The organism is Billgrantia antri, assembly GCF_019430905.1.
GTDB lineage: Bacteria > Pseudomonadota > Gammaproteobacteria > Pseudomonadales > Halomonadaceae > Halomonas > Halomonas antri.
In genome coordinates this window covers 623,018-639,445 of sequence record NZ_JAHYCA010000002.1, presented here as the reverse complement: position 1 = coordinate 639,445, position 16,428 = coordinate 623,018, and the positions used below count along the sequence as shown (strand labels likewise).

Genomic DNA, 16,428 nt, shown 5'->3' with positions numbered 1-16,428 from the left:
TTACCCCAGCTTGACCTTGTCGACACCGATAAGGCGGTTGAAGACCATGTAGAAGACGATCACCACGAACAGCAGGATCGAGGCGATGGCTGCGGCCAGTCCCCAGTTGAGTGAGGTCTGCATGTGGTAGGCGATGTAGTTGGTGATGAAGCGCCCTGACTGCCCACCCACCAGCGCCGGCGTGATGTAGTAGCCGATCGACAGGATGAAGACCAGGATACCCCCGGCGGCGATGCCCGGAATGGTCAGCGGGAAATAGACTCGCCGAAAGTTCAGGAACGGCTTGCCGCCCAATGAGCGAGCCGCACGCATGTAGCTCGGCGGAATCGTCTTCATCACCGAGTAGAGCGGCAGGATCATGAATGGCAGCAGGATATGCGTCATGGCAATGATGGTGCCGGCCTTGTTGTGGATCATCTGCCAGCGTGCCTCGTCGGCAATCACGCCAAGCGCGACCATGACATCGTTGAGCACCCCCTGGGACTGCAGGATCGCGATCCAGGTGGTGGTGCGCACCAGCAGCGAGGTCCAGAACGGCAGCAATACCAGAATCATCAACAGGTTCGAATGGCGCAGTGGCAGGCTCGTCAGCAGGAAAGCGATCGGATAGCCGAGCAGCAGCGTCAAGCCAGTGATTACCGCACTCATCCAGAAGGTGCGCCAGAACAGCGAGACATGCACCTTGAGATGATCCGGCACCTCGACGATCTCTCCCGACGGCGACAGCTGGCGATCCACCGCCGCCAAGTAATAGGAAAGCGTGTAGGGAGTTGCCTCGCGTTGGATCAGCTTCCAGGTGTCGAGCTCACCCCAGGTGTCGTTGATCTCGATCAGTGATTCACGGAAAGGCGGTTCTACACGGCCAATTCGCCGTGCCGTGCGGCTGATCGTCGAGCGCATGCCCGACTTCTCGTAGTTGAGCCGGCTCGACAGCAAACCCAGGTTGCGCGCTTCCTGCCCCTCACGCAGATCCTCGGCAAGTGCGGCAAATACCGGTTCGCCAGGCAGCGACTCGCCGTCCCAGCCTTCCAGGGCGGCGACTGTGCGCGACAGCTGGGTGGAAACTTCGGGATTGTCGACGCTGCGCCACAGCATTTCGACGATCGGCATGATGAATGCGATCCCCAGGAACAGCAGCAATGGCGATACCAGCAAGAAGGCCTTGACCTTCGAGCGCCGCACGGCGCGCCGCAGGCTGGTCTTGAGCGGTACGCCATCCGCAGTGGTCAGGGGAACAGAGGGCGATTGGGACACTCAGGCCTCTCCATCTAGCAAAGGAAGCGGTTGGGAAACGCGTATGACGATGGGACCGTCGCCCGGGAAACCCGGGCGACGGCGGACCTTTACTGGGCCAGCCAGGCGTCGAAGCGCTGGGTCAGCTCATCGTTGTAGTCGGCCCAGAACTCGTCGTCCTTCTGGATGGCAGTCGCGAAGTTGGGCGGGAACGTCGGCATGTGCGGCATCATGTCGATACCCGTCTCGGCGTGGACCGAGACCAGGTCCGAGGAGGAGTAGCGCGCCGGACCGTAGGAGATGTACTGGGCCTGGTCGGCGAGGCGCTGGGTGTCGGTGGCGAAGTGGAGGTAGTCCTTCACCTTGTCGAGCTTGCCGGTCGGGACCACCCAGCCATCCAGCTCGAACACCTGGGCATCCCAGATGATCTCGAAGGGCTGGTTCTCGGAGACCATGGCATTGAAGATGCGGCCGTTGTAGGCAGAGCCGAAGGCGACTTCCTGATCGGCGAGCAACTGCGGCGGCTGAGCGCCCTCCTCCCACCAGATGACCTCGTCCTTGATCGTGTCGAGCTTGGCGAAGGCGCGCTGGATGCCCTCCTCCGTCTCGAGCACGTCGTAGACATCCTCCGGCGCTACACCGTCGGCGACCAGCGCCCACTCGAGGTTGTTGATCGGCTTGCGCAGCAGGGTGCGCTTGCCGGGGAAGTTCTCAAGATCGAAGACATCGGCAATGCTGCTGGGCTGGTTGTCCTCGGGGAACATCTCGGTGTTGAAGGCGACGATGTTGGAGTAGACGATCGAGGCGACGAAGCACTCGCCCAGGGCGCCGTCGACGAAGTCCTCGCTCGGCGGCGTGCCATCCGGCGCATCCGCCAGCAGTTCGTCGTGATCCAGCGGTTCGATCAACCCCTCGGCACAGGCGATCATGGCATCGGCCGGCAGCATGTCGACCAGGTCCCAGGTCACGTTGCCCGCCTGTGTCTGTGCACGCAGGCCGGCCAGGGCATTGCCGCTGCGGTCGAGATTGATGATCTCGTCGCCGGTCTGCTCCATCCACGGCTCATGGTAGGCCTTCTGCTGGCTCTCGGTGTAGGCGCCGCCCCAGGAGACGATGTTGAGCGTCTGCTGAGCCTGCGCCACGCTCGCCAGGCCCATCGCCGAGGCTCCCGCCACGGCACATACCATCAGTTTGAGAGCCGGTTTCCCTGCTTGCTTGCTATCGTCTTTCATCGTCTATCTCCGCTTGTTGTACTTGTTGACACCGCTTCAGATTGAAACGCATTCAGGCATCGAGAGCCCGACAGTCGCTACTGGCCCAGCCGACGTCGATCGACTGGCCCGGCCTCAGCGAAGCATATCCCTTCGCGTTGGGAGTCTTGAGAATGAATTCATCGTTGCCGCAGACACTGAGACGGGTACGCAGGTGATCACCGAGATAGATGACCTCCCGGACCTCCGCAGGGAAGCGGTTGTCGAAAGCCTCGTCGGCTTCGCCCGAGACGATGGCGACGCGCTCCGGACGCAGGGAGAGCGTCGTGCGCGTCCCGATGCCCCCTGCGGCGACGGCCTTGGCCAGTACCGTCTCCCCACTGTCGAGGCGGACCTGGCACTTGTCCCCGATGGTCTCGGTCACTTCGCCATAGAGACGATTGTTCTCACCGATGAAATTGGCCACGAAAGCATTCTCGGGCGCTTCATAGAGCGTATCCGGTGCCGCCAACTGCTGAACCACGCCATCGTTGAAAACGGCAATGCGATCGGACATGGTCAAGGCTTCGGTCTGATCGTGGGTCACGTAGATCATGGTGACGCCCAGGTCGGCATGGATGCGCTTGATCTCGTACTGCATCTCCTCGCGCAGGTTCTTGTCGAGCGCCCCCAACGGCTCATCCATCAGCACCAGCTCGGGCTCGAAGACCAGCGCCCGGGCCAGAGCCACGCGCTGCTGCTGCCCTCCTGACAGTTGCGCCGGGCGCCGATCGCCAAAGTTCTCGAGGCGCACCATGGCCAGCGCACGGTCCACCTTGCGCTTGGTCTCGGCCTTGCTCATGTGACGGACTTCTAGGGGGAAGGCGAGGTTCTCGGCGACCGACATATGCGGAAAGAGAGCATAGTTCTGGAATACCATGCCGATGCCCCGCTTGTGCGGCGGCAGGTCGTTGATCGGGTCGCCCTTGAGCAGGATCTGGCCATGAGTGGGTGTCTCGAAGCCCGCCATCATCATCAGGCAGGTGGTCTTGCCCGACCCGGAAGGGCCCAGCAGCGTGACGAACTCCCCTCGGTGAATGTCGAGGTTGAATCCCTTGACGACCAGCTCGACCCCGTCGTAGCTCTTCTGCACGTCAATGAAACGGACGAAGTCTGCATCCGTCTCATGACCGTCTTCCCTTGCGTTATCGTGGCGTTCTTGTAGCAGGCTTTCGTTCATGCAGGGTTCCCATAGCGGCTGGCCGAACGTTAAGAATGATTGTCTTTGCTCAGGCTGGCCCTTGTTCTTGTCGGAATTCCCTGACCCTATTCCTATCCGGTCAGTGCCCGCAATCCCCACAGAGTCCAAATAGCGTTGAACCAGGACGGGGGACAGACGGCGGGATATCGGTTAACCCAACGTTACCCAAGGTAAATTATTATTACGCTGATGTCGCTGGCAACGCTTTCAGGGTGAATTCGGCAACGCCATTCCGTTCATGTACACTCCCTGTCCACACTACAGTGTCGCGCAGGAACGTCCTGCATGCCGATTATAGAACTGGCACCAAGCGCCAAAGCCGCCACACTTGACATTGTGTAACGTCCCACACGTGCACCCGCGTACGTCTCGTCGGAGCGCCGACATCACGTAAATCAGGAGAGCACGAACATGTACAGTAAAATCATGGTTCCGGTCGACCTCGCCCACTTGGAAGTGCTCGAGCCTTCCCTGCAAGCCGTGGCCGATCTGGCTCGACATTATCAGGCCGAAGTCTGCTATGTCGGTGTAACCTCCACGGCCCCCAGCAGCGTGGCCCGAAGCCCGGAAGAGTATGAGCGAAAACTGGAGGCCTTCGCCCAGCAGCGAGCGGCGCTGCATGGCCAGCCCGTCAGTGTGCATACCCTAAGCAGTGCCGACCCGGTCGCCGATCTCGACGACCTTCTGATTCAGGCAATCGATGACGTAGGCGCCGACCTCGTGGTCATGCCAACCCACCCACCGAAGCACCTCGACGTCATCATGCCGTCTCATGGTGGCAAGATCGCCACCCATACCGATGTCTCGGTCTTTCTGGTCAGGCCTTCTCGTTCCTGACCCCATCCGTTCACCGCCATCGTACATTCGATCTTTCAAGGGGAGAGCGTAACGTGGATAACGATTCTCGCACCGACAGGGCCAGAGAACCTGAGCCCTCGGAAGGCGTGCCGGCGCCGGAAGGGCCGGCCAACCTGATTGATACCGACTACGTCATCGGGCAGGACAATCTGGCTACCGACAAGCTCGGCTTCAGTATCGACCTGCACGGCAAGGTCTTCACCATCTCGGCACTGGTCACGGTATTCTTCGTGGTCATCACCCTTGCCCTGCAGACCGAGGTCGAGCCGCTGTTCAATGCCATGCGCAACTGGCTCACCGGCAACCTGTCCTGGTTTTTCCTTCTCGCCGGCAACATCTTCGTGTTGCTGTGCCTGATCCTGGTCGTATCACCGCTGGGCAAGGTTCGCATCGGCGGCATGCATGCCAAACCAGACTTCACCTACCTAGGCTGGTTTGCCATGCTGTTCGCCGCCGGGATGGGCATCGGCCTGATGTTCTACGGCGTCTCCGAGCCGATGTCTCATTTCGGTTCGGCTCTGGGCGGCACTACCGTGGAGGATGGCGTGCGCACCGACTGGGCGCCGCTGGGGGCAGCTGCGGACGATCCTGCAGGCGCCGCCCGCCTGAGCATGGCCGCGACGATCTATCATTGGGGCCTGCACCCCTGGGCTATCTATGCCGTGGTGGCGCTGGCGCTGGCCATCTTCTCGTTCAACAAGGGCCTACCGCTCACCATGCGCTCGATCTTCTACCCCATACTGGGCGAGCGGGTATGGGGCTGGCCGGGTCATATCGTCGACATCCTGGCAGTCTTCGCCACCCTGTTCGGGCTCGCTACCTCGCTGGGAATCGGCGCCTCGCAGGCCTCGGCTGGCCTCACCTATCTCTTTGGCGTACCCGAATCGGACGCCACCATGGTGCTCTTGATTCTCGGCATCACCGCCATCGCCATCGTGTCGATCCTGGCCGGGGTGGACAAGGGCGTACGCCGGCTGTCGGAGATCAACATGGGGCTGGCGGTGCTGCTACTGCTGTTCGTCATCCTCGTCGGGCCGACCCTGCTGATCCTGAGCGGCTTCTTCAAGAACCTGGGCGCCTATGTCGTCAACCTGCCGGCGTTGTCGAACCCCTTCGGCCGTGAGGATGCCAACTTCAGTCAGGGGTGGACTGCCTTCTACTGGGCATGGTGGATCTCCTGGTCGCCCTTCGTCGGCATGTTCATTGCCCGCGTGAGCCGTGGTCGCAGCGTGCGCGAATTCCTGATCGCCGTGCTGCTTGTGCCCTCGCTGGTCTCGGTCCTGTGGATGACCGCCTTCGGCGGTACGGCCATCGACCAACTGGTCGGTGACGGCTTCGAGGGTGTGCGCGACTCAGCCCTTGAGCTGCAGCTGTTCGTCATGCTCGGTGAGCTGCCGCTGACGGCCATCACTTCCTTCGTCGGCATCGTGCTGGTGGTGGTATTCTTCATCACCTCGTCGGATTCCGGCTCGCTGGTGATCGATACCATCACCGCCGGCGGTAAGGTCGACGCGCCCAAGCCACAGCGCGTATTCTGGGCCATCATCGAGGGTGTCATCGCCATCGCCCTGCTGCTGGGCGGCGGGCTGACCGCCCTGCAGGCCATGGCCGTCTCGACGGGTCTGCCCTTCACGTTGGTGTTGCTGGCTGGCTGCTATGCCATCGTCAAAGGGTTGATGAGCGAACCGCGTACTTGACGCAACCGGCCGAACGGCAGGCAGCCCACGGGGCTGCCTGCCGCCGAGGGCGACACACTCCCCCCTCTTGACGAACCTTCATCGCCATCCGACTGGCCGCTCCCGACGGTGGCTCATTCAGCGGGATGAAAAAGCCGCCGCCGTCAAGTGTTTCATGCGGCTATCGGCCACTAGCAACGCGCTATCGCTTCGGGCATATTTCGAGTAGATCATTACAACTATGCCTAAGGACCGTTCTCGCCCATGATGGCACCCGAAGACGCCTTTCGTCTGCTCGCCGATGGCTTGGGCAAGGCCGGCACTCCCCAGGCGTTCGATCACCTGGTCGAGCGCATCTCCACGATACTCGGTGGGGAGCACGTGCTCATCGGAAAGCTGCTTTCCGATAATGCCTCGATCCGAACCGTTGCCTTCTGGTCACGGGGCTCGTTTCAGCCAGCCTCGGTCTATGCCCTGGCCGGCACTCCCTGCGAGCACGTTCTCGAGGGCGAAGTATGCGAGTTCTCCGGCGACGTTCGTCAACGCTTTCCTGACGATATCATGCTGGAAGAGCTGGGCGTCGAGAGCTACGTGGGCATTCCACTGCGTGCGCCGCAAGGCCACCTCGTCGGCCTGCTGGCGGTGCTCTCCAACCATCCGCTCGAACTGGCGGCCTATGCCCCGGAGGTGCTGCGTATCGCCGCAGCCCAGGCTGGCGCCGAGATGGCGCGGCGGGCCGAGGAGGAGAAGCGGCGCAGCAGCGACTATCGTATCCAGCAGCTCATCTACTGGGACAGCGTCACGGGCTTGCCCAACCGGCGTTACTTCATGGAGCGCCTGGAGGAGGCCTGCGAGCAGGCCCGCTTGCGTGACAACTGCCTGGGTCTGCTCTATCTCGACCTGCAGCGCTTTCGCCAGATCAACGATACCCAAGGGCACGAACTGGGTGATCTCATACTGGCCGAGATCGCCGGCCGCTTCGGCGCCCAGGCAGAGCCGGGAGAGTTCATCGCCCGTCTTGGTGGCGATGAGTTCATGGTGCTGCTCACCGACACCCGGCCGGCTGCCATGGCTCACGCCATCGAGCGATACCGCAACAGTCTCACGGCACCGATCCAACTATCGGAGCGTAGCTTCTCGATTTCCGCCAGTGTCGGCGCGGCACTGTTTCCCCGCGATGCCGACACGGCCCAGTCGCTGTTCCAGCATGCCAGTATCGCGCTCAACCATGCCAAGCGGGACAGCAGCCGCACCCGCTTCTTTACCGCCACCATGGCGGATGAGCTACACCAGTACGAGCTGCTGCAACTGCGCTTCAGCGAGGCCTTGGCCAAGGGCAAGCTATCGCTCGCCTTCCAGCCCCAGTTCAGCCTCAAGACAGGCAAGCTGACCGGAGCGGAAGCGCTGTGCCGCTGGCATGACGAGATCCTCGGCCACGTCAGCCCCGGCACCTTCATCCCACTGGCTGAGGAGCAGGGCTTGATCTGTGCCCTGGGCGAATGGGTACTGGAGGCCGCCTGTCAGCAGCTCCTGGCCTGGGAGCGCCAGGGCAAACCGTTCCCCGGTCGGCTGTGTGTCAACGTGTCGGCTCAACAGATGGACGATCCCCGCCTGGCCGAACACATTCAGCGCATCGCGACACGCGTGCCCCCCGGCAAGTTGGGGCTGGAACTCACCGAGAGCGGCCTGATGCGCAACCCCGAGCAGACGGTGCGCGTTACCCGGGCGCTGTGCAAAGCGGGCTTCAGCCTGGCGATCGACGACTTCGGCACGGGCTATTCGTCACTTTCCTACCTCAAGCGCTTTGCCGCCGACACCCTCAAGATCGACATGTCCTTCGTCCAGGACATGCTCAAGAGCAGTCATGATCACGCCATCGTTTCCACCATCATTGCCATGGCCCAGACCCTGGGCATGCTGACGGTGGCGGAGGGCGTCGAGGCCGCCGAGCAGGCCGAGGCCCTGCGTGCGCTGGGCTGTACCGGGGTTCAGGGTTTTCACTTCGGTCGCCCGGTGGACGGCGACACCTTCGCCGAGCTATGGCTGTGAGTCGCCCGCTGCGACGAGCCGTCAAGTCCACAGCGCACTGACGGGCAGCGTGGGGTCGTAGTGCCTCGCCACCTGGGCCTGCAACAATTCCGCCGTCGCCAGGGCATCGATCATGGCATGGTGCCCCTGATAGTCGGGCAGCCCGTAGCGCCGCCGGCTGTCTCCCAGGCGTATCGACACGGGTGGACGCCGCATCCAGCGCCGCACTCGCGACCACAGCGAAAGCCGGTGAAGCCTTGCTTCCAGCGACATGGTATCGATCATCGGAAAGCGAATCCCCTCTCCCAGCCTCTCCTTGATCGCCTCATCCAGAAAGGGCCGCTCGATGTGGCGGAAATGCACCACGACGACCCGCCCCGCCAAGGCCTCGAGCAGTTCGGGCAGGATGGCCTCCAGATCAGGGGCCTCGGCCACTTCCGAGTGAGTAATGTGGTGATAGGTGACCGAGGCCTCGGACAGCGGCCGGCTGGGACGCACGACCCAATAGCGGCGCTCGGCCATGGGGATTCGCTGCAGGCTGAAGGGCACCAGGCCGATGCTGACGATGGCATGCCGCTGCACGTCGAGACCGGTGGTTTCCAAATCCAGTGCCACCAGCGGTGCCTCGGCGATGGGCGTCTCGGGCGCCGGCCAGTCCGCGGCGAAGAAGGTCTTCAATAAGGGCGCCCGGGTTTCGGCCGCCCGGCGCTGCAGGTAGGAGGGCCATTCATGCCCTTGCGAGCGTGAGGTGAATCGATGGGACAGCATGACTCAGCGCGCCCGACCGGTTTGCGCCGGCACCGGATAGCGATACTTGAGGAATTTCTGGGCATGACTCAGGGCCTGGAAGGCATCTTTCAAGTGGTGGCGTTCGCTGTCGGCAACGTTCTCGGGCTCGATATTGTTGTCCGGTTCATGCTCCTGCTGCAGATCGAACACCTGATGGCGAATCCGCACCATGGAGAGCAGCTCCATGGCATAGCGCAGCTTGTCGCTCGCCCCGGGGGCCAATAGTTGCGTGGCGGCAATGTCATCCAGCCGCTCGAAGCTGTTCTGGGCACGCGAGCCACACGCCAATGCATGCACGCGGATCAGGTCGACAAGGGGCGCCGTTCCCCGGCGCTTGAGATTGATCGAGTTGTTATGCTTGCCATCCTTCTCCATCACGAAGGTGCGGAAGAAGCCCAGCGGCGGCGTACGGTTCAGCGCATTACGCGCCAGGGCAGCAAGGAACAGCGGGCTGTTAGGCGCCTTCTTCGCGATCAGGTCCTGCAACTGCTCGACGTAGGCCTCTTCGCCATGAGCGCTGTCGAGATCGAAGAAGATCGAACAGTGCAGGAGCCGCTCCGGGGTCGGCGACTCTATCCACTCCTCAAAGTAGCGTTTCCATACCGACAAGGGCTGGCGCCATTGGGAATTGGTCGCCATGACCTCTCCCTTGCAGTAGGCGTAGCCGCAGGCCGCCAGACCGTCACTGACGAACTGCGCCAGGCTGAGGAAGTAGGCGTCGTGCCGAGCCGGTTCGAAGTCGTCGGAGAGGATCAACGCATTGTCCTGATCGGTGACCGCGGTCTGCTCGTTGCGTGCCATGGAGCCGTTGACCATGAAGCAGTATGCCACCGGCGGTGGCCCCAGTGCCTCCTCGGCCAACTCGAGCAGGCGTCGCGCGAAACTGCGCCCGATAGTCGACAGGGCGCTGCCGACCATCTGCGAACTGGCCCCCTCCTCCACCATGCGCACGAACGCGGCACGCACGTCGGGCGCCAGACGCGCCAGCCCGTCGACGCTGGATTGGTGAAAGATGTTGCTGACCAGATAGAGGCTGCTGTGGGTCTCGTAGCGAATGATATCCGAGAGATGCACGATGCCCACCGGCCGGCGACGGTACAGCACCGGCAGGTGATGAATGTTGTTGCGCAGCATGCACAGCATCGCCTCGTGTACCGACTCATCCGATTGAATGGTGATCAGCCCGCCACTCGCCAGTTCGCCCACGGGGGTGTCGGGCGACACCCCTTCGGCCACGATGCGGGTGCGAAAGTCACTGTCGGTCAGGATGCCGCGTAGCCGCCAGGGTCGGTCCTGACTGTCGCTGAAGGTGTAACGCGGGTCGTCGGGCTCATCGAGGATCAGCGCCGACGAAGCCTGCGCCGCGGTGATCTGGCGGGCTGCCTCCTGTACCGTGGCGCTGGCTTCCACCATCACCGGGTAGCGCGTCAGCAGCTTGCGCACCCGGGTGATCATCATGTCATTGGCTTTCTTGTGCTCCTCCACGGCCGCTTCCAGTCGTGGACGCTCCAGCTCCACGAAGTCGGCGAAATGCTCGTCGGCCTCGCACAGGTGCTGAAAGACCGTCTCGGGGAGGTAGTAGATCAGGGTGTCTTCCAGGGCCCGGGCCGGGAAGCGTACCCGATTGTTTCTCAACAGACTGAAATGGCCAAAGATGTCGCCTTCGCCCAGGCGATCGTAGAGATCGCCCGTGCGCCGTCGAATCTCTACCGCTCCACTGCGGATGTAACACAGCTCGTGGAGCTCCTGATCGAGCTGGAGGATATCGCTTCCTGCCTTGAAATAAGCCACCTCGACCTGCCCGGCCATACTGTCGAGCAGGTCGTCGTCGAGTGCATCGAAGGGCGGGAAGCGCCCCATGTGCTGCCGAATCTCGAGTAGTTCCGCTTCCATCTCGGTAGGGCCCCCAGGGTCGATGCCAATCGTCATGCCGCGCCTTGAGCATAAGGGCCCGCCGACGCCAGACACAAGAAAGGCCACCCGCAGGTGACCTTTCTCGCCATCAGGAAGGCCGGCTTACGACTGCTCGGCCATCTCCTGTACGCGCTGCATCAGCTCGGGGTCCTGCTGGATGGCATGACCGATGGCATTGAAGGTGTCGACGTCAAGACCGTTCTGCTCTACCACCTCGACCATCTTATCATTGGCCTCCATGCGCACTTCCTGCTGGGCCTGCTCGTCTTCTGCCGCATGCAGACGCTCGGTGTACTCCTGTGAAATCACGGCGATTTCCTGGGAGGCATCGGCAAACTGCTGAAGCTGATCATCCGAGAAGTCCTGTGCGGGTGCCTGCGCTTGCGGCTGACCGGCCGGATCCTGGGCGGGGTCCTGCTGAGCATGCGCCTGTACGGTCAGCAGCCCGGCAGCGAGCAGGGCAGCCGAGAACAGTGCGGTCATCCGTTGCATGTAATACCTCCAAGGGTGTTGCCGTGAATGTAAGAAGTCTGACGAGGGGGAACGATGGGAGTTCAGATTTTTATGCAAGAAAATGTAAAAAAGTGCTCCCTTGGCATCAATCCCAGCCAACCAAGTGTAAAAAGTTAACCTGCTAGCTTTCGCTTGCGCCACCAACTCAGTATCGTCAGCGCTTGGTTGCCCGAGCACAAGGATCTTCCCTGCCATGTCGTCATCCGCCAACTCTCGTCTCGAGGCCGCTCTGCTGGCCAGCATGCCGGTGCTGTTCGTGGCCTTGTGGAGCACCGGCTTCATTGGCGCCAAGTTCGGCCTGCCCCATGCCGAGCCCTTCACCTTCCTGTTCATTCGCTTCGTGCTGACCCTCGCCCTGCTGATTCCGCTGGTCATGCTGATGGGCACCACCTGGCCGCAGGGCTGGCGCTTGAAGGGACATATCGCCGTATCGGGCCTGCTGGTGCACGCCGCCTATCTGGGCGGGGTGTTCTACGGTATCTACCTGGGCATGCCGGCGGGCCTCACGGCACTGCTGGTCGGCCTGCAACCGCTGTTGACCGCTACGCTGGCAGGTCCGCTGCTGGGCGAGCGCATCACTGCCATTCAGTGGCTCGGGCTCGTACTCGGACTAGTCGGTATCGCCATGGTGCTGGGCAGCAAGCTCGACCCGGGGACGGCCTCGTTCCGAGGCTTCGGTCTCGAGGCGCTGGCCTGCGTGCTGGTTGCACTGGCGGGAATCACCCTGGGCACGCTGTACCAGAAGCGCTACTGTACCGGCATGCCGCTGCTCTCGGGGACGGTGGTGCAGTATCTCTCCGCCGGCGTCCTACTCGGTCTCGGCGCCCTGTGGCTCGAGGAACGTCATGTCGAGTGGACGCCCACCTTCGTACTGACCCTGGGCTGGCTGGTGCTGGTGCTGTCGATAGCCGCCATCCTGCTGCTGATGGCGCTGATCCGGCGCGGCGAGGCTTCGCGCGTGGCCAGCCTGTTCTATTTGGTGCCCCCGGTCACGGCACTGCAGGCCTGGTGGCTGTTCGACGAGCGTCTGCCGGTGGCAGCGCTGGTCGGCATGGCCATCACCATCGTGGGTGTGGTGCTCGCGGCACGCGGCCAGGCACGCCGATAGGCCCTCGCCTTTCGGTAGGAGCAGAGAGACTCAATCTGCCGCGAGTTGCTCGAGATATCCCGGCCCGAGGTTACGCATCTGCTGGCGAATCCACTGGCTGCGACGCTCGACATGGGGACCGGGGCGAGTCGCGTCCCAATGGCGGGGATTGGGCAGGATCGCTGCCAGCCGGCTGGCCTGGGCCTCGCTAAGTCGCCCGGCCGAGACGCCAAAATAGTGCTGGCCGGCCGCTTCCAGGCCGAACACCCCATGGTCCCACTCGACGATATTGAGATATACCTCGAGAATGCGCTGCTTGGGCCACAGTGCCTCGAGCAATACGGTGAACCAGGCCTCGAACCCCTTGCGCAGCCAGCTACGCCCAGTCCAGAGGAAGAGATTCTTGGCGGTCTGTTGGCTGATGGTGCTGGCCCCACGCAGCGTCGCCCCGTTGCGGCTGGCTTCCCAGGCCCGGCGTATCTCGTCCACATCGAAGCCGTGATGAAGGGCGAAACGCTGGTCCTCGGCGGCGATCACCGCCAACTTGGCATGGTCGGAGAGTTCTGCCCACGGCCGCCATTGATGACGAAGGGGCAGCGTTTCACCAGCCGCCCATGCTTCGACCTTGCGCTCCAGCATCACCATGGAGCCATAGACGGGCACATACCTCAGCATCAGCACAAGGACGATGGACAGTACGACGAAGGCGGCCCCGACGAGGGCCGCCCAACGTAGCGCGCGATGCAGCCAGGCCTGGATCATGCCCCACCCTGGCAGGTGGAGCGCTCAATGCTTGTGCAGATGCTCGGCATGATAGCGCAGGTGATCCTCGATGAAGGTGGCAATGAAGAAATAGCTGTGATCATACCCTGGCTGGCGCCGCAGCGTCAGGGGGTGATCATGCTCTTCACAAACCGCCTCGAGGCGCTCCGGCTTGAGCTGCTCCTCCAGGAACTGGTCCGCCTCGCCCTGATCGATGAACAGATGCTGACTCGAAGCGCCCTTGGCCACCAGCTCGCAGGCATCGTATTGCGTCCAGGCGCCGGGGTCGTCACCTAGATACTCGCGAAAGGCCTTGCGCCCCCAGGGGCACTGGGTGGGATTGACGACCGGCGAGAAGGCCGACACCGAGCGGTAGTGCCCAGGACGGCGCAGCGCCAGAATCAACGCCCCGTGGCCACCCATCGAGTGGCCGCTGATCGCCTCGCGACCATTGACCGGAAAGTGCTGACGCACCACTGAGGGCAGCTCCTCGGCCACGTAGTCATACATGCGGTAGTGCTGCTTCCAGGGGGCCTGGGTGGCATTGACGTAGAAGCCCGCTCCCGAGCCGAAGTCGTAGCTGTCGTGCTCGCCCGGGAGGTCCGTGCCTCGCGGGCTGGTATCGGGACAGACGATGGCGATGCCCAGCTCCGCCGCCAAGCGATGCGCGCCCGCCTTTTGCATGAAGTTCTCGTCGGTGCAGGTCAGCCCCGACAGCCACCACAAGAGCGGCACACGCTCCGTCTCGGCCTGCGGCGGCAGGTAGATGGCGAACTCCATCTCGCAGTCCAGCGCCCGCGAGCGATGCCGGTAGCGCTTGTGCCAGCCACCGAAGCTCTTGTTGCTCGATATCGGCTCGAGGTTCTCGGTCATGGTCATGGTTCGATCTCCTTACCTTCACCGCCCAGCGGAATACGGCTGGGCGGCTCGTCAGAGCTGGCGCCAGGCGCCTGCTAATTATGGGCGCGGCACCGGGCACCTATCAAAAGTGCAGCACCGTCCGAATGCTCTTGCCCGCGTGCAGCAGCTCGAACGCCTCGTTGATCTGCTCGAACGGCATGTCGTGGGTGATGAACTCGTCGATCTTGATCTCGCCGTCCATGTAGCGCTGCACGTAACCGGGCAGCTCGCTGCGCCCCTTCACCCCGCCGAATGCCGAGCCGCGCCACACCCGGCCCGTGACCAGCTGGAACGGCCGCGTCGAGATCTCCTCGCCGGCCCCGGCCACGCCGATAATCACCGACTCGCCCCAGCCCTTGTGGCAGCACTCCAGCGCCGAGCGCATCACGTTGACGTTGCCGATGCACTCGAAGGAGTAGTCGACCCCGCCGTCGGTCAGGTCGACGATCACCTGCTGGATCGGATCCGAGTGTTCCTTGGGATTGACGAAGTCGGTGGCGCCGAACTGGCGCGCCAGGTCGAACTTGTCCGGGTTGACGTCGATGGCGATGATGCGGCTGGCCTTGGCCATCTGCGCGCCCTGGATCACCGCCAGGCCGATGGCACCCAGGCCGAACACGGCCACGGTGGAGCCCGGCTCGACCTTGGCCGTGTTGAGCACGGCGCCGATACCGGTGGTCACGCCGCAGCCGAGCAGGCAGATCTTGTCCAGCGGCGCCTCCTTGGACACCTTGGCCAGCGACACCTCGGGCAGCACGGTGTACTCGCTGAAGGTCGAGCAGCCCATGTAGTGGTGCAGCATCTTGCCGTCGAGCGAGAAGCGCGAGGTGCCGTCGGGCATCAGCCCCTGGCCCTGGGTGGCGCGCACCGCCTGGCACAGGTTGGTCTTGCCCGAACGGCAGAACTTGCACTTGCCGCACTCGGCGGTGTAGAGCGGAATGACATGATCGCCGGGCTCGAGGCTGGTGACGCCTTCGCCCACCGCCTCGACGATGCCGGCCCCTTCGTGGCCCAGCACCGAGGGGAACAGGCCCTCGGGGTCGGCTCCGGAAAGCGTGAAGGCGTCGGTGTGGCAGACGCTGGTCGCGGCGATGCGCACCAGCACCTCCCCGGCCTTGGGGTTCTCGACGTCGATCTCGGTGAGTTCGAGCGGCTTGCCCGCTTCGAAGGCAACAGCGGCACGCGACTTCATTCAGATCTCCTGATAATGATGACTTGCACTATCAGTCTAGGTGCGGCCAGGGCTATGATGATATAGAAACAACGACACAACATTATTCCAACTGAGCAACAATGGAGCATTTATGGCTCACTGGGATGGCATCGAGGCGTTCGTCGAGGTGGTTCGCCTGGGCACCTTTGCCGCGGCGGCACGACAGCTTCACGTGTCCAACTCGCACATAAGCCGCCAAGTCGCGCAGCTCGAGCAGGAGCTGGGCTTGCCGCTGCTCTACCGGACCACGCGCCAGATCCATCTCACCGATGCCGGCGAGCGCTATTACGTGCGCTGCCGCGAACTGCTCGATGGCTTCCGCGAAGCCGAGAACGACCTGCAGAGCCTGCAGGAGCGCCCCCACGGCGTGCTCCAGCTCAGCTGTGCCACCACCTTCGGAGAACGCTTCCTCGCCCCGTTGATCAACGACTTCCTGCGCCTTCATCCCCAGCTCGAGATGCGCCTGCACCTGACCAACCGCCAGGTGGACGTGATCGACGAAGGTTACGACGTGGTCATTCGCATGGGCACGCTACAAGACTCTTCCCTGGTAGCACGGCGTTTGTGCGAGCGTCACGAATACATCGTCGCCTCCCCCGATTACTTCCAGGGCATATCGCAGCCGCACTCAGTGGCGGAACTGGCCCATCATCGTTGCCTGATCGGCTCACGCGATGTGTGGCGTTTCGACATCGATGGGCTGCACCGTGAAGTCCGCGTGCAAGGGCCCTGGCAGGCCAATTCGGGGCTCGCGCTGCTCGATGCGGCGCTCAAGGGGCTGGGGGTGGCGCAGTTGCCCGATTATTACGTCATGCCCTATCTTGCCAGCGGCGAGCTGGTCGAGGTGCTGTCCCGCTTCCAATGTCGAGATGCGGGGGTCTGGGCCGTCATGCCGCGCCATCGTCAGCATGCCGCCAAGGTTCGACAGTTCGTCGACTACCTGGTCGACCATCTGCCTGCCGCCCTGGCACGAGCCTGCGCGACGAGCCGAGAATAAAAAAGGC

The 16,428-nt window shown here is 62.9% G+C and carries 14 protein-coding genes; 5 read left to right on the top strand and 9 right to left on the bottom strand.

Going from position 1 to position 16,428, the window contains the following annotated elements; translation table 11 throughout:
• The 3 genes from KPL81_RS07430 to KPL81_RS07420 form a co-directional block, all read right to left on the bottom strand.
• Complete coding sequence (locus tag KPL81_RS07430; RefSeq protein WP_338035597.1) at positions 1–1,254, bottom strand: ABC transporter permease; 1,254 nt, start codon at positions 1,252–1,254, stop codon at positions 1–3.
• 89 nt (positions 1,255–1,343) lie between these two features.
• Complete coding sequence (locus KPL81_RS07425) at positions 1,344–2,465, bottom strand: extracellular solute-binding protein (protein ID WP_219791262.1); 1,122 nt, start codon at positions 2,463–2,465, stop codon at positions 1,344–1,346.
• A gap of 52 nt (positions 2,466–2,517) precedes the next feature.
• Positions 2,518–3,663 (bottom strand): ABC transporter ATP-binding protein, encoded by a 1,146-nt coding sequence (locus KPL81_RS07420; protein ID WP_209476728.1) that lies wholly within the window; start codon positions 3,661–3,663, stop codon positions 2,518–2,520.
• Between the two features lie 432 nt (positions 3,664–4,095).
• Here KPL81_RS07420 and KPL81_RS07415 point away from each other — a divergent pair, with 432 nt between their 5' ends.
• The 3 genes from KPL81_RS07415 to KPL81_RS07405 all read left to right on the top strand — a co-directional run bounded on the left by KPL81_RS07415 (position 4,096) and on the right by KPL81_RS07405 (position 8,267).
• Positions 4,096–4,521, top strand: a complete 426-nt coding sequence (locus KPL81_RS07415; protein ID WP_219791261.1) for a universal stress protein — start codon at positions 4,096–4,098, stop codon at positions 4,519–4,521.
• Between the two features lie 53 nt (positions 4,522–4,574).
• On the top strand, positions 4,575–6,239 hold the full coding sequence (locus KPL81_RS07410; protein ID WP_219791260.1) for a BCCT family transporter: 1,665 nt from the start codon (positions 4,575–4,577) through the stop codon (positions 6,237–6,239).
• A 243-nt stretch (positions 6,240–6,482) separates the two neighbouring features.
• The gene (locus tag KPL81_RS07405; RefSeq protein WP_209476722.1) at positions 6,483–8,267 is read left to right on the top strand and encodes a putative bifunctional diguanylate cyclase/phosphodiesterase; all 1,785 of its coding nucleotides are present in this window, start codon (positions 6,483–6,485) and stop codon (positions 8,265–8,267) included.
• A 21-nt stretch (positions 8,268–8,288) separates the two neighbouring features.
• Here KPL81_RS07405 and KPL81_RS07400 read toward each other — a convergent pair whose 3' ends face one another.
• The 3 genes from KPL81_RS07400 to KPL81_RS07390 form a co-directional block, all read right to left on the bottom strand.
• Positions 8,289–9,014 carry a 3'-5' exonuclease gene (locus KPL81_RS07400; protein WP_219791259.1) on the bottom strand — a complete coding sequence of 242 codons (726 nt, stop codon included), beginning with the start codon at positions 9,012–9,014 and terminating at the stop codon, positions 8,289–8,291.
• A gap of 3 nt (positions 9,015–9,017) precedes the next feature.
• Positions 9,018–10,928 (bottom strand): DUF294 nucleotidyltransferase-like domain-containing protein, encoded by a 1,911-nt coding sequence (locus KPL81_RS07395; RefSeq protein WP_209478521.1) that lies wholly within the window; start codon positions 10,926–10,928, stop codon positions 9,018–9,020.
• A 123-nt stretch (positions 10,929–11,051) separates the two neighbouring features.
• The gene (locus tag KPL81_RS07390; protein ID WP_209476718.1) at positions 11,052–11,441 is read right to left on the bottom strand and encodes a DUF4168 domain-containing protein; all 390 of its coding nucleotides are present in this window, start codon (positions 11,439–11,441) and stop codon (positions 11,052–11,054) included.
• Between the two features lie 214 nt (positions 11,442–11,655).
• Here KPL81_RS07390 and KPL81_RS07385 point away from each other — a divergent pair, with 214 nt between their 5' ends.
• Positions 11,656–12,570, top strand: a complete 915-nt coding sequence (locus KPL81_RS07385; protein ID WP_219791258.1) for a DMT family transporter — start codon at positions 11,656–11,658, stop codon at positions 12,568–12,570.
• 30 nt (positions 12,571–12,600) lie between these two features.
• Here the strand turns inward: KPL81_RS07385 and mtgA are convergent, their stop codons facing one another.
• The 3 genes from mtgA to KPL81_RS07370 form a co-directional block, all read right to left on the bottom strand.
• Positions 12,601–13,311 (bottom strand): monofunctional biosynthetic peptidoglycan transglycosylase, encoded by a 711-nt coding sequence (gene mtgA, locus KPL81_RS07380; RefSeq protein WP_219791257.1) that lies wholly within the window; start codon positions 13,309–13,311, stop codon positions 12,601–12,603.
• 24 nt (positions 13,312–13,335) lie between these two features.
• Positions 13,336–14,190 (bottom strand): S-formylglutathione hydrolase, encoded by an 855-nt coding sequence (gene fghA / locus KPL81_RS07375; protein WP_219791256.1) that lies wholly within the window; start codon positions 14,188–14,190, stop codon positions 13,336–13,338.
• Between the two features lie 103 nt (positions 14,191–14,293).
• Entirely contained in the window at positions 14,294–15,403 is a 1,110-nt protein-coding gene (locus KPL81_RS07370; protein WP_219791255.1) for an S-(hydroxymethyl)glutathione dehydrogenase/class III alcohol dehydrogenase, read from the bottom strand.
• A gap of 112 nt (positions 15,404–15,515) precedes the next feature.
• Between KPL81_RS07370 and KPL81_RS07365 the strand changes: the two genes are divergently transcribed.
• Positions 15,516–16,421 carry a LysR family transcriptional regulator gene (locus KPL81_RS07365; RefSeq protein WP_219791254.1) on the top strand — a complete coding sequence of 302 codons (906 nt, stop codon included), beginning with the start codon at positions 15,516–15,518 and terminating at the stop codon, positions 16,419–16,421.
• Positions 16,422–16,428 lie beyond the last annotated feature (7 nt).